This window comes from Paenibacillus sp. FW104-T2 (assembly GCF_058789975.1).
Window position 1 is genome coordinate 395301 of the sequence record NZ_JBYTCE010000002.1, and the last position, 20001, is coordinate 415301.

Sequence of the window (20001 nt, forward strand, 5' to 3'; positions counted from 1 at the left end):
GAAGGAGTCGTGTGTTTTGGAGATTTTAATGAGTGATTTTTTTCAGCGTGCACTGGCAGGAGGATTGCTGATCGGTATTACAGCTCCACTGATTGGACTGTTTCTGGTGCTGCGGCGTTTGTCCATGATCGGGGATACCCTATCTCACGTTACGATTGCCGGGGTTGCCCTCGGTTTTTTGATTGAGGTTTATCCGATTGCAGTGGGACTTGTCTTTGCTGTGCTCGCATCCTTTGCTATAGAGAAGCTGCGCAAGGCATATAAGACTTATGCCGAGTTATCCATTGCTATAATCATGTCAGGTGGCGTCGCGCTTGCTTCGTTGTTCTTTACACTGGGCAAAGGGTACAATACGGATGTAATGAGTTACTTGTTCGGCAGCATTTATACACTGGACTCTACCGACTTGAAGTTAGTTGGAGTGGTAACGCTGATTGTAGTTATCGTTGTTGCGCTGCTACATAAGGAGTTTTTCCTGCTCAGTTTTGAGGAAGACGCTGCGGCAGTTACAGGTCTGCCTGTAAAATTGCTTAACATGCTGATAACGGTAATGACGGCTCTGGTGATTAGTACTGCGATTAAGATCGTGGGGGCACTGCTGGTGTCGGCACTATTGACCATTCCTGTAGCCGTAAGTTTGCTTATGGCTCGCAGTTTCAAGTCAGCCATTATTCTCTCGGTTGTTATCGGGGAGATTGCAGTAGTTATTGGTCTGGTGGTAGCGGGAATTTGGAATTTGGCTCCAGGAGCAACGATTGTATTATTGCTTATCATGATGCTGATTCTTACGATGATTGGAAAAAAAGGGTTCCGAGCCTGAAGAAATATTCGTGCAAGTGAGCCCCAGGGAAGGGAGACCACCGCTTCATGCCTGATGTTAATGTGTGGCTGGCTTTTATCGCAGGATTAGCTTCATTTATATCACCGTGTTGTCTTCCACTATACCCTTCGTATTTATCCTACATTACGGGAATGACAGTACAAAGATTAAAAGACGATCGCAATCAGCGTGAAGTACGGCTTAAAACGTTAACGCACACGCTGGCGTTTATTTTGGGATTCTCGGCTGTTTTTTACTCGCTTGGACTTGGAGCAGGATTGTTTGGGCAATTTTTCAATGATAACCGTGATTTGATTCGTCAGTTATCTGCCATTTTAATTATGCTCATGGGTTTATTCCTGTTAGGGGTATTCAAACCGCAGTTTCTGATGAAAGAGCGCAAGATGGATTTAAAATGGAAGCCAGCAGGTTACTTGGGCTCTTTTATTTTCGGGATTGGTTTCTCCGCAGGCTGGTCGCCGTGTATCGGACCTATCCTGACAGCGATTATTGCGATGGCTGCGAGTGAACCGACAACCTGGCTGGCCTTGATCACCGGTTATACGGCTGGATTCGCATTACCTTTCTTCATCCTAGCCTTTTTCATTGGTTCAACACGCTGGATCTTGCGATATTCCAATGTGATGATGAAAGCCGGGGGAGCGCTTATGCTGTTTTTGGGTGTGCTGCTATTCACGGATCAAATGACCAAAATCACCATTTGGCTGCAGCAGATTACACCCGATTGGATGATTATTTGAGCAAAGTATCAGTTAAGGCCATTGATCTACTAAATGTATGAAAATAAGCAAAGCAGGCTACATGAAGGCCAGAGCACATTCTGTCCCATGTAACCTGCTTTTTTGATCGCCACTACCGTGGATATGATGTCAGTACTTAGGTGAAGTAATCAATGTTCGCTAACGGGAAGTGTTCAAAAATTTGCTCTGTGATGAACTCACGCAGTGCGTCCTGTTGGTCATCCTTGTACACATATTTATACTGCCCCCAACGGCCCCATTTCATTTTTCTTTTCTCGATGTCCATTTCGAGTTTGGTTTTGGGGTAGCGTTTCTCAATGGTGGCTTTTGCCGTTTTGGTAAATCGATGCTGAATCATTTCAAACGTTAGATCCTTCGTGGCATCTTCCGGAAGCGTGTCGGCAAGCTTCTGTAAAAGCTCCGCGTATCCTTCCTGCCATCCGTCATACCACATGATGGGTGCGATGATAAATCCTAACGGGTACCCCGCATGCGCGATTTTGCCTGCGGCTTCAATACGTTCTTCAAACCTTGAAGTAGCAGGCTCGAAGTTCTTGATGACATAATCCGAATTGACACTGAACCGGATACGGGTATGACCGTTATGTTTGATGTTCAACAATGGGTCCACGTGATGATATTTCGTCACAAACCGCAAACGTCCGTATTCCTCATCCGCCATAAAACGGATCAAATCACTCAAATTTTCGGTAATATGCTCGAGTCCTACCGGATCGGAAGTACAGGCTGCTTCAAATCGGGTGATTTCAGGTGCTCGCTCATCGATATAGCCTTTAGCCGCCTGAATGATCTCATCGGTATTTACATACACCCTGACGTAAGGCTTGGCTCCAAGCGTGGTTTGAAGATAACAATAATGACAATGGCCCATGCATCCCGTTGAGATAGGGATCGCATATTCAGCGGAAGGTTTGGACTGATCAAATTTGAGTGTTTTGCGCACACCTACGACCAGGGTCCGCTTCGCCATCCGGTATTTTTCCTGCTCTGTTTCACCAGGCAGATTGGTGATCCGGTTATGGGAGGTCGTCATCTGATATGGAATTTCTTTGGAAGTGACCCATTCCATAATCCGTTTGCCCTTCTCATATTCCAGCGCACCGGGTTCAAAATAGACCAAATCGGGAATAAAGGGTTTAGTACCTTTTGCTTTGCGAACCGGGGGCTGCGCTACACTTGTACTCACGGAATCACTCCTTTCAATAGGAACTTGCTTAGTTTGCCTCACACGGGCAGAAGTCACCCTTGCCAATACTTGCGTACCGGATCAGAAGCGCCCATGTGTTACAAACGACATAGCGATTGATTCGTACAAGACTTGCCAATGCGTATTGATAACATGTATCATTATAAGATAGGGATCAGGCAAGAATATTGCCGGTCAGAGAGAAGAGAGGGAAGCAGATGCCAACGCCCAGTATGGAAGATTATTTGGAGCGTATATACAAACTGATTGATGAAAAGGGCTATGCTCGTGTGTCAGATATAGCTGAAGGATTGGAAGTGCATCCTTCATCGGTGACCAAGATGATCCAAAAGCTGGACAAAGACGAGTACCTGATTTACGAAAAGTACCGCGGGTTGGTACTTACTCCAAAAGGGAAAAAGATGGGGAAACGTTTAATGGAACGCCATCATCTGCTTGAACAATTTTTGACGACGATCGGTGTCCAGGAAGAGAATATCTACAAGGATGTGGAAGGAATCGAGCATCATCTAAGTTGGGACTCCATTACCTGCATCGAGTCTTTGGTAGAATATTTCCGTCAGGACGAGAGCCGATTGCGTGATCTGCAAAATATTCAGGAACTCATGAGCAATACCGAATCCTGAGGCAGCATAGGGCATTCACAGAGGTCCTTAAGAGCTTAAACTTTCAAAAAACAGAGGGTGTATCTTTGTCGTTGTAAATGGCAGAGAGATACTCTCTGTTTTTTTGTTGTCCATAATTTGGTGAATTATCGCAACTAACCAATCCTTTGGAGCGTCTATTAAACTAGCAGAATTTGCCGAGAATTTTAATGATGATGGAGGATTGTACTGATGAAGCTTCGTAATGGTTTGATCCTGCTGCTCATTTTCGTGCTGGGTTTACAGACAGCTGGGTTGAGTGCGCAGGCTGCACAAAAAGAGATTGATATTTATCTGGATGGTCAACGTTTGGAATCCGATGTATCGCCCTACATTTTGCCCAAAGTGAATGTGACGATGGTTCCGCTGCGTGTAATTAGTGAAGGATTGGGAGCGTCCGTCCTTTGGTCACAAGCTTCGAGGACCGTAACGATCAAGAAATCCGAATCGGTCATCACCATGACCAGTGGACGCCAGCAAGCGACGGTAGATGGTATCGCAGTCGATTTGGATGCATCGGTTGAACTGAAGAAGGGCCGTGTTATGGTTCCAATTCGATTCGTTAGTGAAAACCTTGGAATTACAGTGAATTGGAATCAGGCAGAACAGACAATTCGTTTGACGACAGGAGACGCTCCTACGCCAGACCCGGCTACCCCGGCAAATCCAGGAGGAACAGGTAGTACGCCAAGCTCGGATGACATGCGTGGTGCATGGATTTCAACAGTGAACGGTGATTGGCCTTCCTCCAGTGCCAAAGGCAATGTGGAAAAGCAGAAGCTGGAGTATACTCAGCAGCTGGATACGCTCAAAAGCATGGGAATTAATGCCGTATTTGTTCAGGTTCGGGCCAATGCAGACGCCATCTATCCTTCAGGTCTTGTACCATGGAATAGTGTGCTAACAGGGACTCAGGGCAAGGATCCAGGATATGACCCACTTGCCTTCATGATTGAGGAGGCTCACAAACGGGGACTGGAATTCCATGCCTGGTTTAACCCGTTCCGGGCAACCAACTCGGTGAGCACAACCGGACTTGCTGCCAATCATGTTTCCAAACTGCATCCGGACTGGATCGTGAATGCATCGGGTAAACTTTACATTAATCCAGGAATTCCGGAAGCCAGACAGCATATCATCGACACCATTATGGAAGTGGTAAACCAATATGATATTGATGGTGTTCACCTGGACGATTACTTTTATCCTTCTAATGTAACGTTTAACGATGACGCTGCCTTTAAAGCCTATAACACATTGAATACCAAAGACCGTGCCGAGTGGAGACGGGATAATATCAATCAGTTTGTTAAACAGCTGGGTGAGAGCATCCACCAAGTAAAAGCTGGTGTAGAGTATGGAATCAGCCCTTTTGGTGTATGGCGCAATAAGGCTGTCGATATCACCGGTTCCGATACCAAAGCGGGAGTAACTGCCTATGACAGCATGAATGCGGACGTACGTACATGGATCAAACAGGAGTGGATTGACTATGTCGCACCTCAAGTATACTGGAGCATGACGTTAAGTGCAGCACGCTATGACAAAGTGGTGGATTGGTGGGCAAACGAAGTCGCTAATACCGACGTTAAACTGTATATTGGGCACTCGCCTTATAAGCTGGGTACGCCTGAAGTTGGCTGGCAGACTTCCCAGGAAATTATTGATCAGCTCGCGTACAATGAGAAATACGATACGATCAAAGGCGATATTTACTTTAGCTCGCAGTATTTGACGAAGAATCCGCTGGGCTTGATTGCGAAATTAAAAGCATATTATGGACTTTAGTTCATTTTAGCGTAATATGACCAACCCTCGTTCTCATAGAGTGGCAGTAGGAATGGACTGCCTGGAGAACGGGGGTTTTTAATATGTTAATCAATGGGGTGTTTGAAGGCGGAGGCGTAAAGGGAATTTCGCTTGCAGGTGCCGTGCAGAGTGCACAGGACTATGGTGTCCAGTTCAATCGTGTGGCAGGGACGTCCTCCGGATCGATCGTAGCTTCATTGATTGCCGCAGGATATCGAGCGGAAGAGATGAAATCCATCATAGAGAATACGCCATTTGCCTCATTGCTGCGGCGTTCACCTATATTTGATATACGCTGGATTGGACCAGCGGCAAGGCTGTTTTTGAAAAAGGGTTTATATTCAGGTGAAGCACTTGAATCATGGATTGGGAACATGCTCAAGCAAAAAGGAATTCGAACATTCGCAGACCTGCCACCAGGTAAGCTTCTGATTACCGCATCGGATATCTCGAACGGGACTATACTGGTACTTCCAGATGATATACGGCGTTTCGGTATTGACCCTAATAAGTTCGAAGTAGCCAAGGCTGTAAGAATGAGCTGCAGTATTCCCTATTTTTTTGACCCGGTGGCTATACGCAGATCGCCTGTGATGTCCAAAGGCATGCGTTTTCCCGATCAGTTCGTGTATGTCGTGGACGGAGGATTGCTCAGTAATTTTCCGTTATGGCTGTTTGACGGGGAACGTACAGCGCGCGATGGAGACATCATTCCCACGATCGGTTTCAAGCTGGTTGGCAAGACGGAGGGGGAGCCTAGCAGAATCAAAGGTCCTTTAAGCATGCTTCAGGCATTGGTTGAGACGATGCTCACAGCGCATGATGAGCGATATATTGAGCAGATTAACCGTTTCCGAACGATTAAAATACCCACCCTGGGCGTTAAGCCGACACAGTTTAATCTGTCCGTACAGGAAAGTACTGCATTGTATTTATCGGGTGTTGCCGCAGGTACGGAGTTTTTTAGTCGATGGAACACGAAGTTCTATGATGAGCAGTTGGATAAACAAAAAAGAGAAGAGCGAAAAAAAACTCAAACGCCCCCTTTAACGCCTGTATAACCAAATAAAAGCACTGCTTCCTGTTACGAAGCAGTGCTTTTTACTTTGCAGATAAAAACTAGTGAAACTTGGGAATATCGTCATCGCTTTTCCCCTTATTTCCTTGAATGACATGAAAGGGATAATCTTTCCGTTTTTTGGAGGAACCGCTGCTTTTTCTTGCTCCGGACCCGGATTGAGCCTTCATTTTAGCCATGGTGCGTGCAGAAGGTTTGATCTTGGGCTTGGTTTTACGTGCCCAACGCCCCGGTGGGAACTTATAGAGCAGGAATATAGCCCCAAGAACGACAACAGGAATAATCAACCCGAGAATACCTCTGTCTCCCAGTGTGCGTATTATTCCAAATGCAGCTAGAGCAATGGCTGCCCAAAAAACGATAGTCATGACCGCCTGCTTATTCATATCAATCACCCTTTCACAGGATCGAGTGTTGCAACAGGTACTTCGGACGTAGCTGATACATTGGCAAGCTGCGCATCCAGTTCACGCATGCGGTTAAATGAAGCGATGGACACTTCCACCTGTTCGTTGGTTGGCTCCTTGGTAGTGAGCAATTGCAGCCAAAGTCCAGGGTATCCGAGATAACGCAGTACGGGAATGTCACGCACCGAGTTGGTGAGCTTTAATAGTTCGAATGAAATCCCGAGGACAACAGGCAGTAACAGCAGGCGCTGTCCCATCCGTTCCCAGAGGTTGTCGTAGGTGAAAAGGGAATACAGGAAAACACCGATAATCACCGTCAGCATGATAAAGCTGCTTCCGCAGCGGTAGTGCAGTCGACTGTATTTCTGAACATTCTCAGGTGTAAGTTCCTCACCGGCTTCATGAGCACTAATGACCTTATGCTCCGCTCCGTGGTATTGGAATAGTCGTTTAATCATTGGCGTCTGTGAGATCAACCACAGGTAAGCAAGAAGCAGAATCAGCTTAATGCCGCCTTCCAGTAAATTATGCAAAAACTGATTGTCGAATGCATTTTTAAACAAAAAATTCTCAATGACGACAGGAAGCAGCGTGAGCACAATTTTACCAAAAAGGAAGGATAGAATGGCTACCGCTGTAACACCAATAATCATGCTAAGGCTCCAGCCGGAACCTTCTTTTTCTTTTTGTTTCGCCTTCTCTTCAGGTTCGAGTTCATCATCAGCATAAGCGTCAGCAGAATAATTAAGATGTTTGCTTCCTTTGACACTTGAATCTATAATGCTGACAATCCCGCGCAGTAACGGAATCCGCCGCAATTTCATGACCCAGGTCTTGTCTTGCTTGGGAACTTCCAGATACGTAATTTCGCCGTCTTTTCTTCGAACAGCTGTAACGTTGACATGTTTACCGCCAAACATTACGCCTTCAATGACAGCTTGCCCCCCGTAGCTGACAGGCTTGGATTGTTGAGGCAAATTATTCACCTTCCTATTCTGTTCTATACCCTCAGGTTCAAAGGTAGTTTTATACCCCTATTGTATCGAATTTTGAGACCGATTTCTAGTTTCAGGGACAAACCTTGAGATGTTGTTGTTAAGTTTGTCCTGTTCTGAACATACTACCCGGTAGAGAATGATCGAAATCTGGTTTTATTTAGACACAGATGACTGAGGCAAAGGAGAATATAGATGGCAGAATATACGGATAGACACGCTTCTCATGTGGATACAAAGCATGGGGATGCGGAAATTCAGGCGAATCAGGGCAGACGCTCCAAGCAGCGCCAGGGGCAGCATTATTATACCAAACCGTTTTCTTTTGCAGTGGAGCTTGGTTTCTTTGCAGGCTTTATTTGGGGAGGGATACATTGGCTAAACTACCTGCTTCACTTCAGTATCATCCCGTTGGGCTTTTTGGCGGAGCCCTTTTTCAAACATGAGTACATCTATACCGCTGCAGGGCATCTGACAGGCTGGCTGTTTTTCATTGTGTTCTCCATTGTGGCTGCACTAATTTACACATATACGCTGAGAAAATGGAAAGGCCCCTTGCCCGGTATTGGTTACGGGATCGTTTGGTGGCTGATCATCTTTGTACTGGTTGGCCCCAAACTGGACATGGTGAAGCCGATAAACCGTCTGACTTGGGATTCCATTATCACTGAGTTTTGCTTCTTTTTGCTGTGGGGGCTGTTCATCGGCTATACCGTAGCCATGGAGTACACGGACGAACGGAAACGCGAGCCCGAGAAAGCGGGAGCATAGCCGCAAAAAAGCTTCTCAATCCGGCAATGGCTGTGTTAAAATAGCAGATGGTTATTTGCAGAAAGGATGGAGCAGCTATGAAACGGATTGTTGTGATCAATGGCCCGAACCTGAACATGCTTGGTATACGTGAACCTGGCATCTATGGAACGCTTAGTCTGAAGGATATTGAGGACAAGATTCGCAGACAGGCTGAGGAGCTTGGCGTCTCCATCGCTTTTTATCAATCCAACCACGAGGGAGACATCATTGATCGTATTCATGCAGCGATGGACGATGCAGACGGAATCATGCTGAATGCCGGAGCGTTCACCCATTACAGCTATGCTATACGTGATGCGATTAATGCAGTCAAAGTGCCTACTGTGGAAGTACATCTATCCAACATTCATGCACGCGAAGCTTTCAGACATCATTCAGTGATTGCTGCAGAAACAATCGGGCAGATTGCCGGATTTGGCGAAGTAAGCTATGAACTGGGGCTGCTGGCTCTCGTGCGTCATCTGGACAAACAAACCTGAGCCGGGGACCCGGGAATGTGAGAGAAAGAAGGGTTACCGATGGAAAACAAACGAGTAAATAAGTTGCGTGAGGCCATGCGTGAGCGCGAACTCACCGCAATGCTGATTACGAACCCGATCAACCGTCGTTACATGACGGGCTTTACAGGGTCAGCGGGATATGTGCTGATTACGGAACAGGAAGCCTATCTGCTGACTGATTTTCGTTATATGACACAGGCACCGCAGCAAGCAAAAGGATTTACCGTTGTGGAGCATGGACCAAAACCGATGGAATCGGTGCGGGAACTGCTGGCATCAGCAAACATCAAAGAGGTTGGCTTCGAGCAGGATACAGTCACATTTGGCACGCACTCCGCTTATGCTGAAGCACTTCAATCCATTGAATTGAAAGCTGTATCAGGCATCGTTGAACAACTTCGCATCTTCAAGGATGAGGATGAAATCGCTGTAATGCAAAAAGCTGCTGATCTGGCCGATGCTACGTTTAGCCACGTTTTACAGTTTGCCAAACCGGGCATGACTGAGCGTGAAGTGGATTTGGAAATGGAGTTTTTCATGCGCAAGCATGGAGCGACATCCTCTTCCTTCGACACCATTGTAGCTTCGGGTGAACGTTCCGCAATGCCGCATGGCGTAGCGAGCAGCAAGGTCATCGGACAAAATGAGCTAATTACATTTGACTTCGGTGCATTGCTTGACGGATACTGTTCAGATCTGACACGCACGATTGCAACGGGTACACCTGTACCAGAGCTGCGTAAAATTTATGATATTGTACTGGAAGCCCAGTTACATACGCTTGAAAACCTGAAACCGGGCATGACCGGACGGGAAGCAGATGCGCTGGCACGTGATATCATTGCAGGATACGGATATGGAGATCAATTTGGACATAGCACAGGCCACGGCCTGGGTATGGAAGTTCACGAAGCTCCGCGCCTGTCCAAACTAAGTGACGATGTGTTGAAACCGGGCATGGTTGTAACCGTTGAACCGGGAATCTACATTGATGGACTTGGCGGCGTACGTATTGAGGATGACGTGGTTATTACGGAAACAGGCATTCATATCTTAACGAAGTCGGACAAGAAGTTCACCGTTATCGGCTAACATTCTAGCCACTAGCGATATAATACGATTTTTATTTTTTAGGTACAGGTTATTGCTGATTGTTCTGGATCATTGCAAAAGTAGTGAAGGGGCGGAATCGATTCTGAAGAAGCGAAGCGTTCGCGTTTGTCTCCTCATTTTTAACCTTAGCTAAGTCTAATTAAGAAAATGAGGAGACAACAGCGATCAGAGGAACGATCCGAACCGTAACGGCCACTCTAGCACATGGTCAGCAATTCAGAGATGAACCGACCTATAAATTAACCATCGTCTTTTATCGCCTACTTTTCAACCATATCAGGAGGGATTTTTCGTGATTTCAGTAAACGATTTTAAAACAGGCTTGACCGTACAAGTGGATGGAGATATCTTCACTGTACTTGACTTCCAACACGTTAAACCAGGTAAAGGCGCTGCCTTCGTACGTTCCAAATTGAAAAACCTGCGTAACGGTAACACCGTTGAGCGTACATTCCGTGCAGGTGAAACGATTGGCCGTGCGATCATCGAAAACCGTGGCGTATCTTATCTGTATGCAAGTGGCAATGAGCATACATTCATGGACAACGAAACATACGATCAGTTCACATTGACAAGCGACCAACTGGAATGGGAATTGAACTTCCTGAAAGAAAACATGAACGTAAAAATCGTTAGCTACCAAGGTGAGATCCTCGGTATTGACCTGCCGACAAGCGTAGAGTTGAAAGTTATCGAGACTGAGCCAAGCGTAAAAGGTAACACTGCTCAAGGTGCTACCAAAAACGCTAAAGTGGAAACTGGCCTGAACGTACAAGTGCCATTGTTCATCAACGAAGGCGATGTGCTGTTGATCGATACACGCGAAGGTAAATACTCTTCCCGCGCGTAACTTTCACGGGGTGTTAGCAAAATACACAATGATTTCAACCCTTTGCCAATGATTTGGCAGAGGGTTTTTTCGAAAAAAGATTAGCCTATCAGTCACTTTCGTAATATACTGGGTTAAAGTCATTTTTCGGAGAGAATAATGGCGATGGACATAATTATGCATACTGCACAAGGTAGGGAGTGGATTTGCGTTGTCATTGTACGTCATGAAGTTTGGGGGCAGCTCGGTCGGAGATACGGAACGCATGAAGCGTGTAGCCGGACGTGTTGTAGAGAAAGCTGATGAAGGACATCAGTGTGTGGTTGTGGTTTCGGCTATGGGAGATACGACAGATGATCTGATTGATCAGGCGAAGCTGCTGAACAGTGAATTGCCTGCGCGGGAAATGGATATGCTGCTGACCACAGGAGAGCAGATCTCGATTTCGCTATTATCCATGGCCATTCAGGCACTGGGACGTAAGGCAATTTCGTTTACCGGATGGCAAGCAGGCTTCCGTACTGAACCGGTACATGGAAAAGCAAGAATTAATAATATCCATCCGGAACGTGTGAATGAAGCGCTTGCGGACGGCAATATTGTAATCGTTGCAGGATTTCAGGGCATGACCGAAGATGGAGAAATTACAACACTTGGTCGCGGTGGATCGGATACAACGGCAGTAGCGCTGGCAGCAGCCATCAAGGCAGATGCGTGTGAAATCTATACGGATGTAGACGGAATCTATTCGACAGATCCCCGGATTGTCAAAGTCGCACGCAAGCTTAAGGAAATTTCGTATGACGAAATGTTGGAACTTGCAAACCTGGGGGCCGCAGTACTGCACCCGCGTGCGGTTGAATACGCGAAGCATTCCGGTGTGCCTTTGATTGTAAGATCCAGCTTTAACCATAATGAAGGAACGGTTGTGAAGGAGGAAGCAGCAATGGAACAAGGCGTCGTGGTAAGCGGAATTGCCTATGACAAAAATGTGGCTCGTATCAGTATTTTGGGAGTTCCCGACGTACCGGGAGTTCTTGCCGAGGTGTTTGGTGCACTTGCATCTGAACAGATCGATGTCGATATTATCGTACAAAGTGGTGTGATGGACGGTAAAGCAGACTTTTCATTCTCGGTGGCATTGTCTGATCGCGAGAACGCGCTGCGTGTCCTAGAGGGCCTTCACAGCCGTTTGCCATACCGTGAAGTCACATCGGAAGATAATTTGGTTAAAGTATCAATCGTGGGTGCTGGCATGGTCAGCCATCCAGGAGTTGCAGCCAAAATGTTCCAAGTGATCTCTTCTCAAGGTGTGAGCATCAAAATGGTCAGCACATCCGAAATTAAGGTATCTTGCGTCATCGATGGTGACAAACTTCATGATGTGATCAAAGCACTGCACACAGCGTATGATCTCGACACGGCAGAGCAGGCTGTCGTTGGCGGTCCACAAGTTCGCAGATAATTTGATGCCTATGTATAAATGATCAAAAGGTGTTCTGTATCGCCCCATCCAGGCGACAGAACACCTTTTTTTGTGCTTTACAGTAATTTGGATATCCTTTCTCCCTCCAAGCCCCGAAACAATTCCATACGATGATCTTCTCTCATCTCTGGTACACAGTCGAGCACGTTTAACTGGGAGCAGTAAGTGACGTCATGCATTCTGCCCAATTTGTCAAGCCGCCTTGCACCTGTAGATACACGGACAAGATCCGGTAAAGTGTCCTCGCACTGGGTAACCGCCTGATGCAGTACCTTGCCAAGATCGTTCAGCCTGATAGGGTAATGGGATTGACGGTACAGCTCTTCAATAATGCATCCTGCACACAATCCATCTTCCAGTGCGAATTCATCCTGATCTCCAGCACATAACAAAAGAACGTCCCTTCGGAGCAGGCAGAGAGCGGCTGCAACAGCCTGCACGTTCAAAAATGAACCCGCCAGCACATGTCTTGCCCTGGCAGCTTTGATCAGCGCACGTGTCCCGTCGGTAGTGGTCAGGATCACGGTTTTACCCGCGATCTCCTGCGTCATATATTCATAGGGGGAATTGCCCACCTCGAATCCAGCGATTTTTTTGTTGAACCGCTCCCCTCCGCGAATCGAATCTTTAACAGTCATCTGTTTGGCTTGAGGAACGGTCTCCACCGCGATGACACCCGCAGCATCATAGGCCAAGGCTGTAACGATTGTACTTGTTGTACGCAGCACGTCGATTACAACGGCACTTCGCCCTGCGATATCGATTCTTCGGACTTCATTCACATTGCCTACCACGTCGACTTGCACTCCCCACAACTCCTCTCTTCAATTGGGGATAGATGGTACTTTCTTCCCTCCGGAATGGATTTCACCTGTCTGCAAGCACTATATGCATGATGATATAGACGGGTGCCTAGAAGAAGCCTGGATCTATGATATTTGACTCTCAAGCCTGTTCTGAAAGAAATGCTAGATTTCAGCGTCATAAATTGAATGTACAGGCATAGACTTGAGATAGGAACAAGCACCTGATACGCGGTAAATACGATTTTAGGGTTGGAGGGGCCTATTCATGAAGGTGAACTGGAAGGATCTCTTTCCGGAACCGATTCGAACCATTCTGGGAAGGATGCCGCCCGCTATATTGGAACAAGTGGAGGAAGTACGTATCCGCGAAGGAAGGCCGCTCGAGATCAATGCTGGGAACGCCTATCACTTCCTTACTGCACAAGGCAGCACGACAGCGAAGCCTGAAGAAGCTTATATTCCTCAAAAAGAGGTAACACACCGGCTTCTGGATCTGATCAGCAATCATTCGCTCTATACGCTGGAAGAAGAGCTGCGCAAAGGATTCATCACCATTCCGGGAGGCCACCGAATTGGATTGGCCGGCAGAACGGTGTTAAGCGGCGGCCGAGTGGAATATTTGCGTGATATTAATGGTTTCAACGTCAGGGTAGCTCGGGAAGTACATGGGGTAGCTGATCGAATCCTGCCCCACCTGTTGGATCTGAAGAGCGGACAGGTATTCCACACGTTGATACTCTCACCGCCTCAGCAAGGGAAAACGACGTTGCTGCGAGATTTGGCCAGACAAATCAGTAGTGGAACCAAGCTAACAGGTGTCAGTGAGCTGATTCAGGGGCTAAGGCCACGTCTTAAGGTTGGCATTGTGGATGAGCGATCCGAGATCGCCGGAAGTTATAAAGGTGTACCCGGGTTTGACATCGGTCCCCGAACCGATGTCATGGATGGTTGTCCCAAGGCGGAAGGCATGATGATGATGCTTCGTTCCATGTCGCCAGACGTGCTTATCGTGGACGAGATCGGTCGTCCGGAAGATGCAGAAGCTGTGATGGAGGCACTGCATTCCGGTGTTTCGGTTATTGCAACTGCCCACGGCCGGGATCTGTCCGAGCTGTCATCCAGGCCTGCATTACGCACCTTAATCGCAGCACAGATGTTTCAGCGTTATGTTCAGCTGCAGCGGACGAGCAGAGGCATGAGCTTCAAGGTGGCCGATGGCAAAATGCGAGGTCTTCAGCAGACCGAGGCAGGAGGTGAAGCCTTTGGTTAACATGCTGGGTGCTGTAATGATTCTGCTTGCCAGCACACTCGCGGGTTTTTACCGTGCCAAACAGTATGCGCTCAGACCTAGACAGCTGCGAGAATTGATTGCTGCCCTGCAGCGGTTGATGACGGAGATCAACTACGGACTGACCCCGCTTCCCGATGCGATGGGGAAAATGGGAGTTCAAACCAGAGAGCCTGTCAAAACCCTGTTTCTTCATGCAGCCAAGCAAATGGAGCCTCCTCTGGGTCACACGGCACGAGAGAGTCTGCAGTCCGGAATTGAACAAGCATGGGGAAAATCAGCGATGAAAGCAGATGAGAGGGAAGTCATGCTGCAATTAAGCTACAGCCTTGGCACCAGCGACCGTCAGGATCAGACCAAACACATTTCGCTAGCCATTCAACAACTTATGCATGAGGAATCCCGTGCTCAAGCCGATCAAATGAAATACGAACGGATGAGCCGCAGTCTCGGGATGCTTGTCGGAGCGTTAATCGTCATTCTGATCTTTTGAAATTGCCGCGATAGTGAGGTGCCAAGGTCATGAATCTAGAAGTGAACGCAATTTTCCAAATTGCGGGCATCGGAATCATCATTGCGATGATTCATACGGTGCTGAAACAAATGGGAAAGGAAGATATGGCGCACTGGGTGACCGTGATCGGATTTGTCGTTGTATTGTTCATGGTTGTTCGCATGCTGGACAGCCTGCTGCAAGAGATCAAATCGATCTTTCTGTTTCAATGAAAACGGTCATGAAGCCGGGATGGTGGTGACCTGTGGAAATTATCCAAGTCGTGGGTCTAGCCCTGATTGCAACAGTTCTTATTCTCATCGTTAAGGAACAGAAGCCGATGTTTGCCTTTCTGATTGCGGCTGCGACAGGCATTGTGATTTTCATGCTGCTCATTGGCAAGATTGGCGCTGTGATTGAGGTGCTGAAGCGGCTGGCCGAAAATTCAGGCATGGAAAATATCTATCTGAAAACGGTGTTGAAAATTATTGGTATAGCATACATTGCCGAATTCGGTGCTCAGATTGTAAGGGATGCCGGGCAGGAGAGCATCGCTTCCAAGATTGAACTTGCCGGTAAGGTATTGATCCTCGTACTCGCTATTCCGATCATCAGCATTATTATTGAAACCGTCATGAAGCTGATGCCGGTCTAGAAGGAGGCGTGCATACAGCAAATGAACATGATGCAAGACAAGCAGCGATGGCGCCTTACAATCGTGCTGGTGATGTGTTTTCTGTTTGCCATAATGGGACAGGTTGCAGCAGGCTCAAGCTCACCCACGGATGAATGGATGCAGCAGCAGGCCGATCAGCTTCCCAAGGATCAAGTGGAGAAATATTGGGATCAGCTCATGCAGCAATATGGTGGCTTTTTTCCGGATGGGAAGACCCCTTCTTTCATGGATATGCTTATCCCGGGCAATGAGGGATTCAGTCTAAAATCAGTGTTTGTGGCCATTGGCACTTTCATGCTGCATGAGATTTTATATAACGGCAAACTGCTCGTCACCATCGTGATGCTGAGTGTTCTGAGCATGATTTTGGAAACACTGCAGACCGCATTTGAGAAAAACAACATAAGTAAAATCGCCTACTCCCTCTGTTACATGGTCATCATCGTCATTGCGATTAACAGCTTCAGCGTAGCCATTGGATATGCCAAGGAAGCCATTGAAGGTATGGTCAACTTTATGATGGCTATGGTGCCTTTACTATTCACACTCCTGGCCTCCATGGGAAACATCATTACCGTTTCTGTTACGCATCCGCTGATCATTTTCATGATCCATCTGGTCAGCACGCTGATTCACATCGTTGTATTTCCGCTATTATTTTTCTCGGCTGTACTGCACCTTGTCAGTTCAATATCAGACAAATATAAGCTGACTCAACTGGCAGATCTGCTTCGCAACATTAGCGTTGCATTACTCGGCATTCTGCTGACGATGTTTCTCGGAGTTATCTCCGTACAGGGGGCTTCAAGCTCCGTTGCAGATGGCGTAAGCCTCAAAGCCGCCAAGTATATCGCAGGCAATTTTGTCCCCATTGTGGGAAGAACATTTGCAGATGCAACAGACACGGTTATCACGGCTTCCATGCTGGTCAAAAACGCCATTGGCCTTACGGGTGTCATTATCATCCTGTTTTTATGTGCGTTTCCTGCGCTGAAAATATTGACACTTGCCCTTATCTACAACATTACGGGAGCAATCATGCAGCCGTTAGGAGATACGCCGATCGTTGGTTGCCTGCAAGCCATAGGGAAATCGATGATCTATGTCTTCGCAGCTCTGGCTGCCGTGGGATTGATGTTTTTTCTGGCAATTACGATACTGCTTACTGCGGGCAACCTGACAATCATGATGAGATGAGCGGGTGATCTCGGGAAAGGAGCTGGAAGGATGGGGTGGCTGAGCACTTGGCTCCGGGAATTGATCATGATCGTGCTGCTGGCAACATTCGTGGATATGCTGTTACCCAACCGCTCCATGGAGCGTTACGTCAAGCTTGTGCTGAGCCTCCTCATCCTCCTAACACTCCTGTCGCCCATTACCAAGCTGCTGCGGAGTGATCCGGTTGGTGAACTGAAGCGGGCCATGACAGCCATGGAATCACCATCGGATGCGAATGTTACACTGGAACAGATCTTGGCTCAAGGCAGGCAGCTGCAATCGAATGAGCAGGAACAATCCCTGCAGTGGACGGCACGGGAACTCGCGAGTGTGATGAAAGGGCAGATCGAGGAAACGACGGGAGAACGGGTTCAATCCGTTGAAGTCCAGTTGGTCATGTCCAAACGCCAGGCCGATACAGAGGCTTCTTCCGAAGGGGATCTGCCCGTGATTAAAAGTGTCATCGTGCAAATGTCCCCTCCTGGGAGCGGGAAGCGAAATGATACTGAGCAGCAAGGTACAGCGGTAAACTCCAGCCCGGTGTTTGAATCTGAACAAGCTGGGGATTCTTCCGAAGCAGCTTCATCTCCGCAGCCAATCGAGATTGGACAGGTACAGGTGCCTGAAGTACAGATTGAGGTGGGCAAAGAGAATGTTAACCAACATGCAGTTAATGAAGGTTCTCTGGACCAAGATGAAACGAATGGGACCGTATCCGAGCCTGTGAATGGAGCTTCTGGAGGCAATGATCAAAAAGAACAAGGGACGTCCCGCTCCGAGCAAGCTGTGCAAATTATTACACTTCTCACCGAAAAGTGGGATATTGATGCCACCAACGTACAGGTGAAGGAACAGAAAAGCGCTCAGGCGTTGTAAAAAAAGGAGGGTATCCGATGAAGCAATGGCTTAAAAAGATTGAAGGCCTGCTCGGTGGAGGCGAAGGCGGAGCCAGACGAAGCCAGACGTTCCGCTGGCTCATCATTCTGGGCCTGATCGGAGTAGGAATTATGCTGTTTAACTCCTTCGTCAATGTGAAAAAGATTGATTCCGAGAACATTGGACGAGAACCCCCGGATCCGGTAGCATCGATGGCGTCTTTACCAACTGATCTGGCAGATCAAAATCCGTTTCAGGCCATAGAATTCGCATTTGAAGACAAGATCAAGGGTGTACTTGAAAACATCGTTGGTGTAGGAACGGTGGATGTCATGGTCACTGTCGATTCCACCGAGGAATTGGTCGTGCAACGAAACGTAAAAGATTCGCAGCAGCTGACCGAGGAGACGGATGCAAACGGAGGCAAGAGGCACATGACCCAATATACCCGCGATGGCGAGATCATTACTTATGAAATTTCAGGGGATCAGACACCGATTGTTACGAAAAAGCTCAAACCACAGATCAGGGGGGTGCTCGTCGTTGCCAAAGGTGCCGAAAACAAAGTCGTGAAGGATTTGATAACCGATGCTGTGGAAAAAGGACTGAATGTCGCTGCATACCGAATATCGGTCGTGCCGCGTAAGCAGGACTAGTCAAGTGCAATCCGAGTGGAATGGCCCAGTTATTATACGAATCAAGCTAATTTGAGGAGGAAGTTCTAATGAATAACAAACGCCAAACGGTATGGCTCGTTTCTATGCTGAGTCTGATGGTCATTTTGTCCGCATATTATCTGTTCACTGAAGATGCTGGTCCAGTTAATGCCCCAGTGGCGGAGAGCCAGCAAGTGGATGGTATCAATCAGGGGGAAGTCAAAGAGACAGCCGGCATTCTTGATCCTACAGAAGGTTTGGTTATCAATGAAGTTGTGAACGAAGGCGAAGTAACCGGTTCTGATCCTGCAGGCCAGACAGCTTCCGAGGAAACGGAGAATCCTGCGGCTGCTGAAGGACAGCAGGCTGCTGAAACAGAGCAAACTCCAGCAGCAGAATCAGGTGAGAACAAGGCTGAAACGAATGAAGAAGCAGATAAAGGAACGGCCACCACACCTGATGCCAGCAGTCAAACCGAGGGAAATGCAACCAAAACGGATGAAGAAGTACTGAAGGAGATGGAAGAACAAAATACGGCGGCATCCGCAAGCAGTCAGTTCCAAAATTATCAATGGCAGCGCGAAGAGAGCAACAATCGCAAGTATGAGGAACTTATGACCATTGCCGGCGATCTGAGCAAAACGCCAGAGGAAAATGCGAAAGCGACTGAAGAGCTCCGTGCATTGGAGGAAAAAGAAGCCAAAATTAACGGCATTGAAGAAACGCTGTCCCAACAGTTCGCCAATGCGATCGTACAAGAAGATGCTGACAAGTATAAAGTAGTCGTGCTTAGTGATAAACTGGACGTTAAGCAGGCAGTTTCTATCGTGGACTTAGTCATGAAAGAGCTCGCCGTTACGCAAAACAGAATCAGCGTGCAATACGTGACAGAACAGTAATCTGATCCATGGAGAAGTGCCCCGGGAGCTTGTTAAAGTCTCGGGCTCTTTCCATTTTTAACGATTATGATATAATACATAAAGCCATATGACCGTCCTAGTGAGACTGGCATGATGCCGAAGGAGTGAATAATGGAAATGTTTAAATTGAGTGAGATCAAAGAACTGATCAAACTGGTAGATGAAAGTTCCGTTCAGGAGTTGGAAATTGAAAATGAAGGATCACGTCTGTCGATCCGCAAACCGGGTAAAACCGAATACGTTCAGGCAGCTGCGGTTCAACCGCAAGTCATTGCTGCTCCGCAGGCACAACAACCTGCTGCAGTTGTAACAGAAGCTGCTCCGCAAGTGGATACTACAAGCCATTTACATAAAATTGTATCCCCGATGGTGGGTACTTTTTACAGAGCTTCCTCACCGGAAGCGGGTCCTTTTGTGAGCGTTGGTGATAAGGTTGTTGATAAAACAACGGTATGTATCATTGAAGCGATGAAGCTGATGAACGAGCTTGATGCCGACATCAAGGGAGAAATCGTTGAAGTGCTGGTTGAGAACGGACAGCTGGTCGAGTATGGACAGCCCCTGTTCCTGGTTAAACCGGAATAA

At 47.4% G+C, this 20001-nt stretch carries 23 protein-coding genes; 19 read left to right on the forward strand and 4 right to left on the reverse strand.

Annotated elements, in window-relative coordinates; genetic code table 11:
• The first annotated feature begins 16 nt into the window (after positions 1-16).
• A complete protein-coding gene (locus AC3WQ3_RS04550) occupies positions 17-820 on the forward strand; it encodes a metal ABC transporter permease (RefSeq protein WP_095290395.1) in 804 nt (267 codons plus the stop codon).
• A 47-nt stretch (positions 821-867) separates the two neighbouring features.
• Positions 868-1581 carry a cytochrome c biogenesis CcdA family protein gene (locus AC3WQ3_RS04555; protein WP_492471556.1) on the forward strand — a complete coding sequence of 238 codons (714 nt, stop codon included), beginning with the start codon at positions 868-870 and terminating at the stop codon, positions 1579-1581.
• Between the two features lie 136 nt (positions 1582-1717).
• On the opposite strand, the gene splB is transcribed toward AC3WQ3_RS04555, so the two are convergent.
• Positions 1718-2788, reverse strand: coding sequence for a spore photoproduct lyase (splB, locus tag AC3WQ3_RS04560; protein ID WP_127537923.1), 1071 nt, complete (start codon positions 2786-2788; stop codon positions 1718-1720).
• A 218-nt stretch (positions 2789-3006) separates the two neighbouring features.
• On the opposite strand from splB, the gene mntR reads away from it, so the two are divergent.
• The 3 genes from mntR (at position 3007) to AC3WQ3_RS04575 (ending at position 6323) form a co-directional block, all read left to right on the forward strand.
• A complete protein-coding gene (gene mntR / locus AC3WQ3_RS04565) occupies positions 3007-3435 on the forward strand; it encodes a transcriptional regulator MntR (RefSeq protein WP_095290400.1) in 429 nt (142 codons plus the stop codon).
• A gap of 210 nt (positions 3436-3645) precedes the next feature.
• Positions 3646-5241: a family 10 glycosylhydrolase gene (locus AC3WQ3_RS04570; RefSeq protein WP_492471557.1), complete on the forward strand. Its 1596-nt coding sequence runs from the start codon at positions 3646-3648 to the stop codon at positions 5239-5241.
• Positions 5242-5324: 83 nt separating this feature from the next.
• A complete protein-coding gene (locus AC3WQ3_RS04575) occupies positions 5325-6323 on the forward strand; it encodes a patatin-like phospholipase family protein (RefSeq protein WP_336780684.1) in 999 nt (332 codons plus the stop codon).
• 58 nt (positions 6324-6381) lie between these two features.
• Here AC3WQ3_RS04575 and AC3WQ3_RS04580 read toward each other — a convergent pair whose 3' ends face one another.
• Positions 6382-6726 (reverse strand): hypothetical protein, encoded by a 345-nt coding sequence (locus AC3WQ3_RS04580; RefSeq protein ID WP_492471558.1) that lies wholly within the window; start codon positions 6724-6726, stop codon positions 6382-6384.
• A gap of 5 nt (positions 6727-6731) precedes the next feature.
• On the reverse strand, positions 6732-7724 hold the full coding sequence (locus AC3WQ3_RS04585; protein WP_336780685.1) for a DUF1385 domain-containing protein: 993 nt from the start codon (positions 7722-7724) through the stop codon (positions 6732-6734).
• Positions 7725-7937: 213 nt separating this feature from the next.
• Between AC3WQ3_RS04585 and AC3WQ3_RS04590 the strand changes: the two genes are divergently transcribed.
• From AC3WQ3_RS04590 to AC3WQ3_RS04610, 5 genes are all read left to right on the forward strand, one after another.
• Complete coding sequence (locus AC3WQ3_RS04590; RefSeq protein WP_492471559.1) at positions 7938-8513, forward strand: YqhR family membrane protein; 576 nt, start codon at positions 7938-7940, stop codon at positions 8511-8513.
• A gap of 77 nt (positions 8514-8590) precedes the next feature.
• Positions 8591-9034, forward strand: a complete 444-nt coding sequence (gene aroQ, locus AC3WQ3_RS04595) for a type II 3-dehydroquinate dehydratase (RefSeq protein WP_095290410.1) — start codon at positions 8591-8593, stop codon at positions 9032-9034.
• 39 nt (positions 9035-9073) lie between these two features.
• Positions 9074-10147, forward strand: a complete 1074-nt coding sequence (locus AC3WQ3_RS04600; protein WP_127537928.1) for a M24 family metallopeptidase — start codon at positions 9074-9076, stop codon at positions 10145-10147.
• Between the two features lie 313 nt (positions 10148-10460).
• A complete protein-coding gene (gene efp / locus AC3WQ3_RS04605; RefSeq protein ID WP_154895518.1) occupies positions 10461-11018 on the forward strand; it encodes an elongation factor P in 558 nt (185 codons plus the stop codon).
• A gap of 190 nt (positions 11019-11208) precedes the next feature.
• On the forward strand, positions 11209-12462 hold the full coding sequence (locus AC3WQ3_RS04610; RefSeq protein ID WP_110759098.1) for an aspartate kinase: 1254 nt from the start codon (positions 11209-11211) through the stop codon (positions 12460-12462).
• A 77-nt stretch (positions 12463-12539) separates the two neighbouring features.
• On the opposite strand, the gene AC3WQ3_RS04615 is transcribed toward AC3WQ3_RS04610, so the two are convergent.
• Positions 12540-13289, reverse strand: a complete 750-nt coding sequence (locus AC3WQ3_RS04615) for a 2-phosphosulfolactate phosphatase (RefSeq protein ID WP_336780688.1) — start codon at positions 13287-13289, stop codon at positions 12540-12542.
• Positions 13290-13554: 265 nt separating this feature from the next.
• Here AC3WQ3_RS04615 and spoIIIAA point away from each other — a divergent pair, with 265 nt between their 5' ends.
• The 9 genes from spoIIIAA to accB all read left to right on the forward strand — a co-directional run bounded on the left by spoIIIAA (position 13555) and on the right by accB (position 20001).
• The gene (gene spoIIIAA / locus AC3WQ3_RS04620) at positions 13555-14559 is read left to right on the forward strand and encodes a stage III sporulation protein AA (RefSeq protein ID WP_127537930.1); all 1005 of its coding nucleotides are present in this window, start codon (positions 13555-13557) and stop codon (positions 14557-14559) included.
• Positions 14552-15070, forward strand: a complete 519-nt coding sequence (spoIIIAB, locus tag AC3WQ3_RS04625; protein WP_095359284.1) for a stage III sporulation protein SpoIIIAB — start codon at positions 14552-14554, stop codon at positions 15068-15070. The genes spoIIIAA and spoIIIAB overlap by 8 nt, the downstream gene beginning before the upstream one ends.
• 29 nt (positions 15071-15099) lie before the next feature.
• Positions 15100-15303, forward strand: a complete 204-nt coding sequence (gene spoIIIAC, locus AC3WQ3_RS04630; protein ID WP_017687585.1) for a stage III sporulation protein AC — start codon at positions 15100-15102, stop codon at positions 15301-15303.
• 32 nt (positions 15304-15335) lie between these two features.
• The gene (gene spoIIIAD / locus AC3WQ3_RS04635; RefSeq protein ID WP_095359283.1) at positions 15336-15725 is read left to right on the forward strand and encodes a stage III sporulation protein AD; all 390 of its coding nucleotides are present in this window, start codon (positions 15336-15338) and stop codon (positions 15723-15725) included.
• 72 nt (positions 15726-15797) lie between these two features.
• Positions 15798-16943 carry a stage III sporulation protein AE gene (spoIIIAE, locus tag AC3WQ3_RS04640; protein WP_492471574.1) on the forward strand — a complete coding sequence of 382 codons (1146 nt, stop codon included), beginning with the start codon at positions 15798-15800 and terminating at the stop codon, positions 16941-16943.
• Between the two features lie 30 nt (positions 16944-16973).
• Positions 16974-17840 carry a stage III sporulation protein AF gene (gene spoIIIAF, locus AC3WQ3_RS04645; protein WP_492471560.1) on the forward strand — a complete coding sequence of 289 codons (867 nt, stop codon included), beginning with the start codon at positions 16974-16976 and terminating at the stop codon, positions 17838-17840.
• A gap of 17 nt (positions 17841-17857) precedes the next feature.
• Positions 17858-18496 (forward strand): stage III sporulation protein AG, encoded by a 639-nt coding sequence (spoIIIAG, locus tag AC3WQ3_RS04650; RefSeq protein ID WP_492471561.1) that lies wholly within the window; start codon positions 17858-17860, stop codon positions 18494-18496.
• 68 nt (positions 18497-18564) lie between these two features.
• On the forward strand, positions 18565-19395 hold the full coding sequence (locus tag AC3WQ3_RS04655) for a SpoIIIAH-like family protein (protein ID WP_492471562.1): 831 nt from the start codon (positions 18565-18567) through the stop codon (positions 19393-19395).
• Positions 19396-19533: 138 nt separating this feature from the next.
• A complete protein-coding gene (accB, locus tag AC3WQ3_RS04660; protein WP_095359390.1) occupies positions 19534-20001 on the forward strand; it encodes an acetyl-CoA carboxylase biotin carboxyl carrier protein in 468 nt (155 codons plus the stop codon).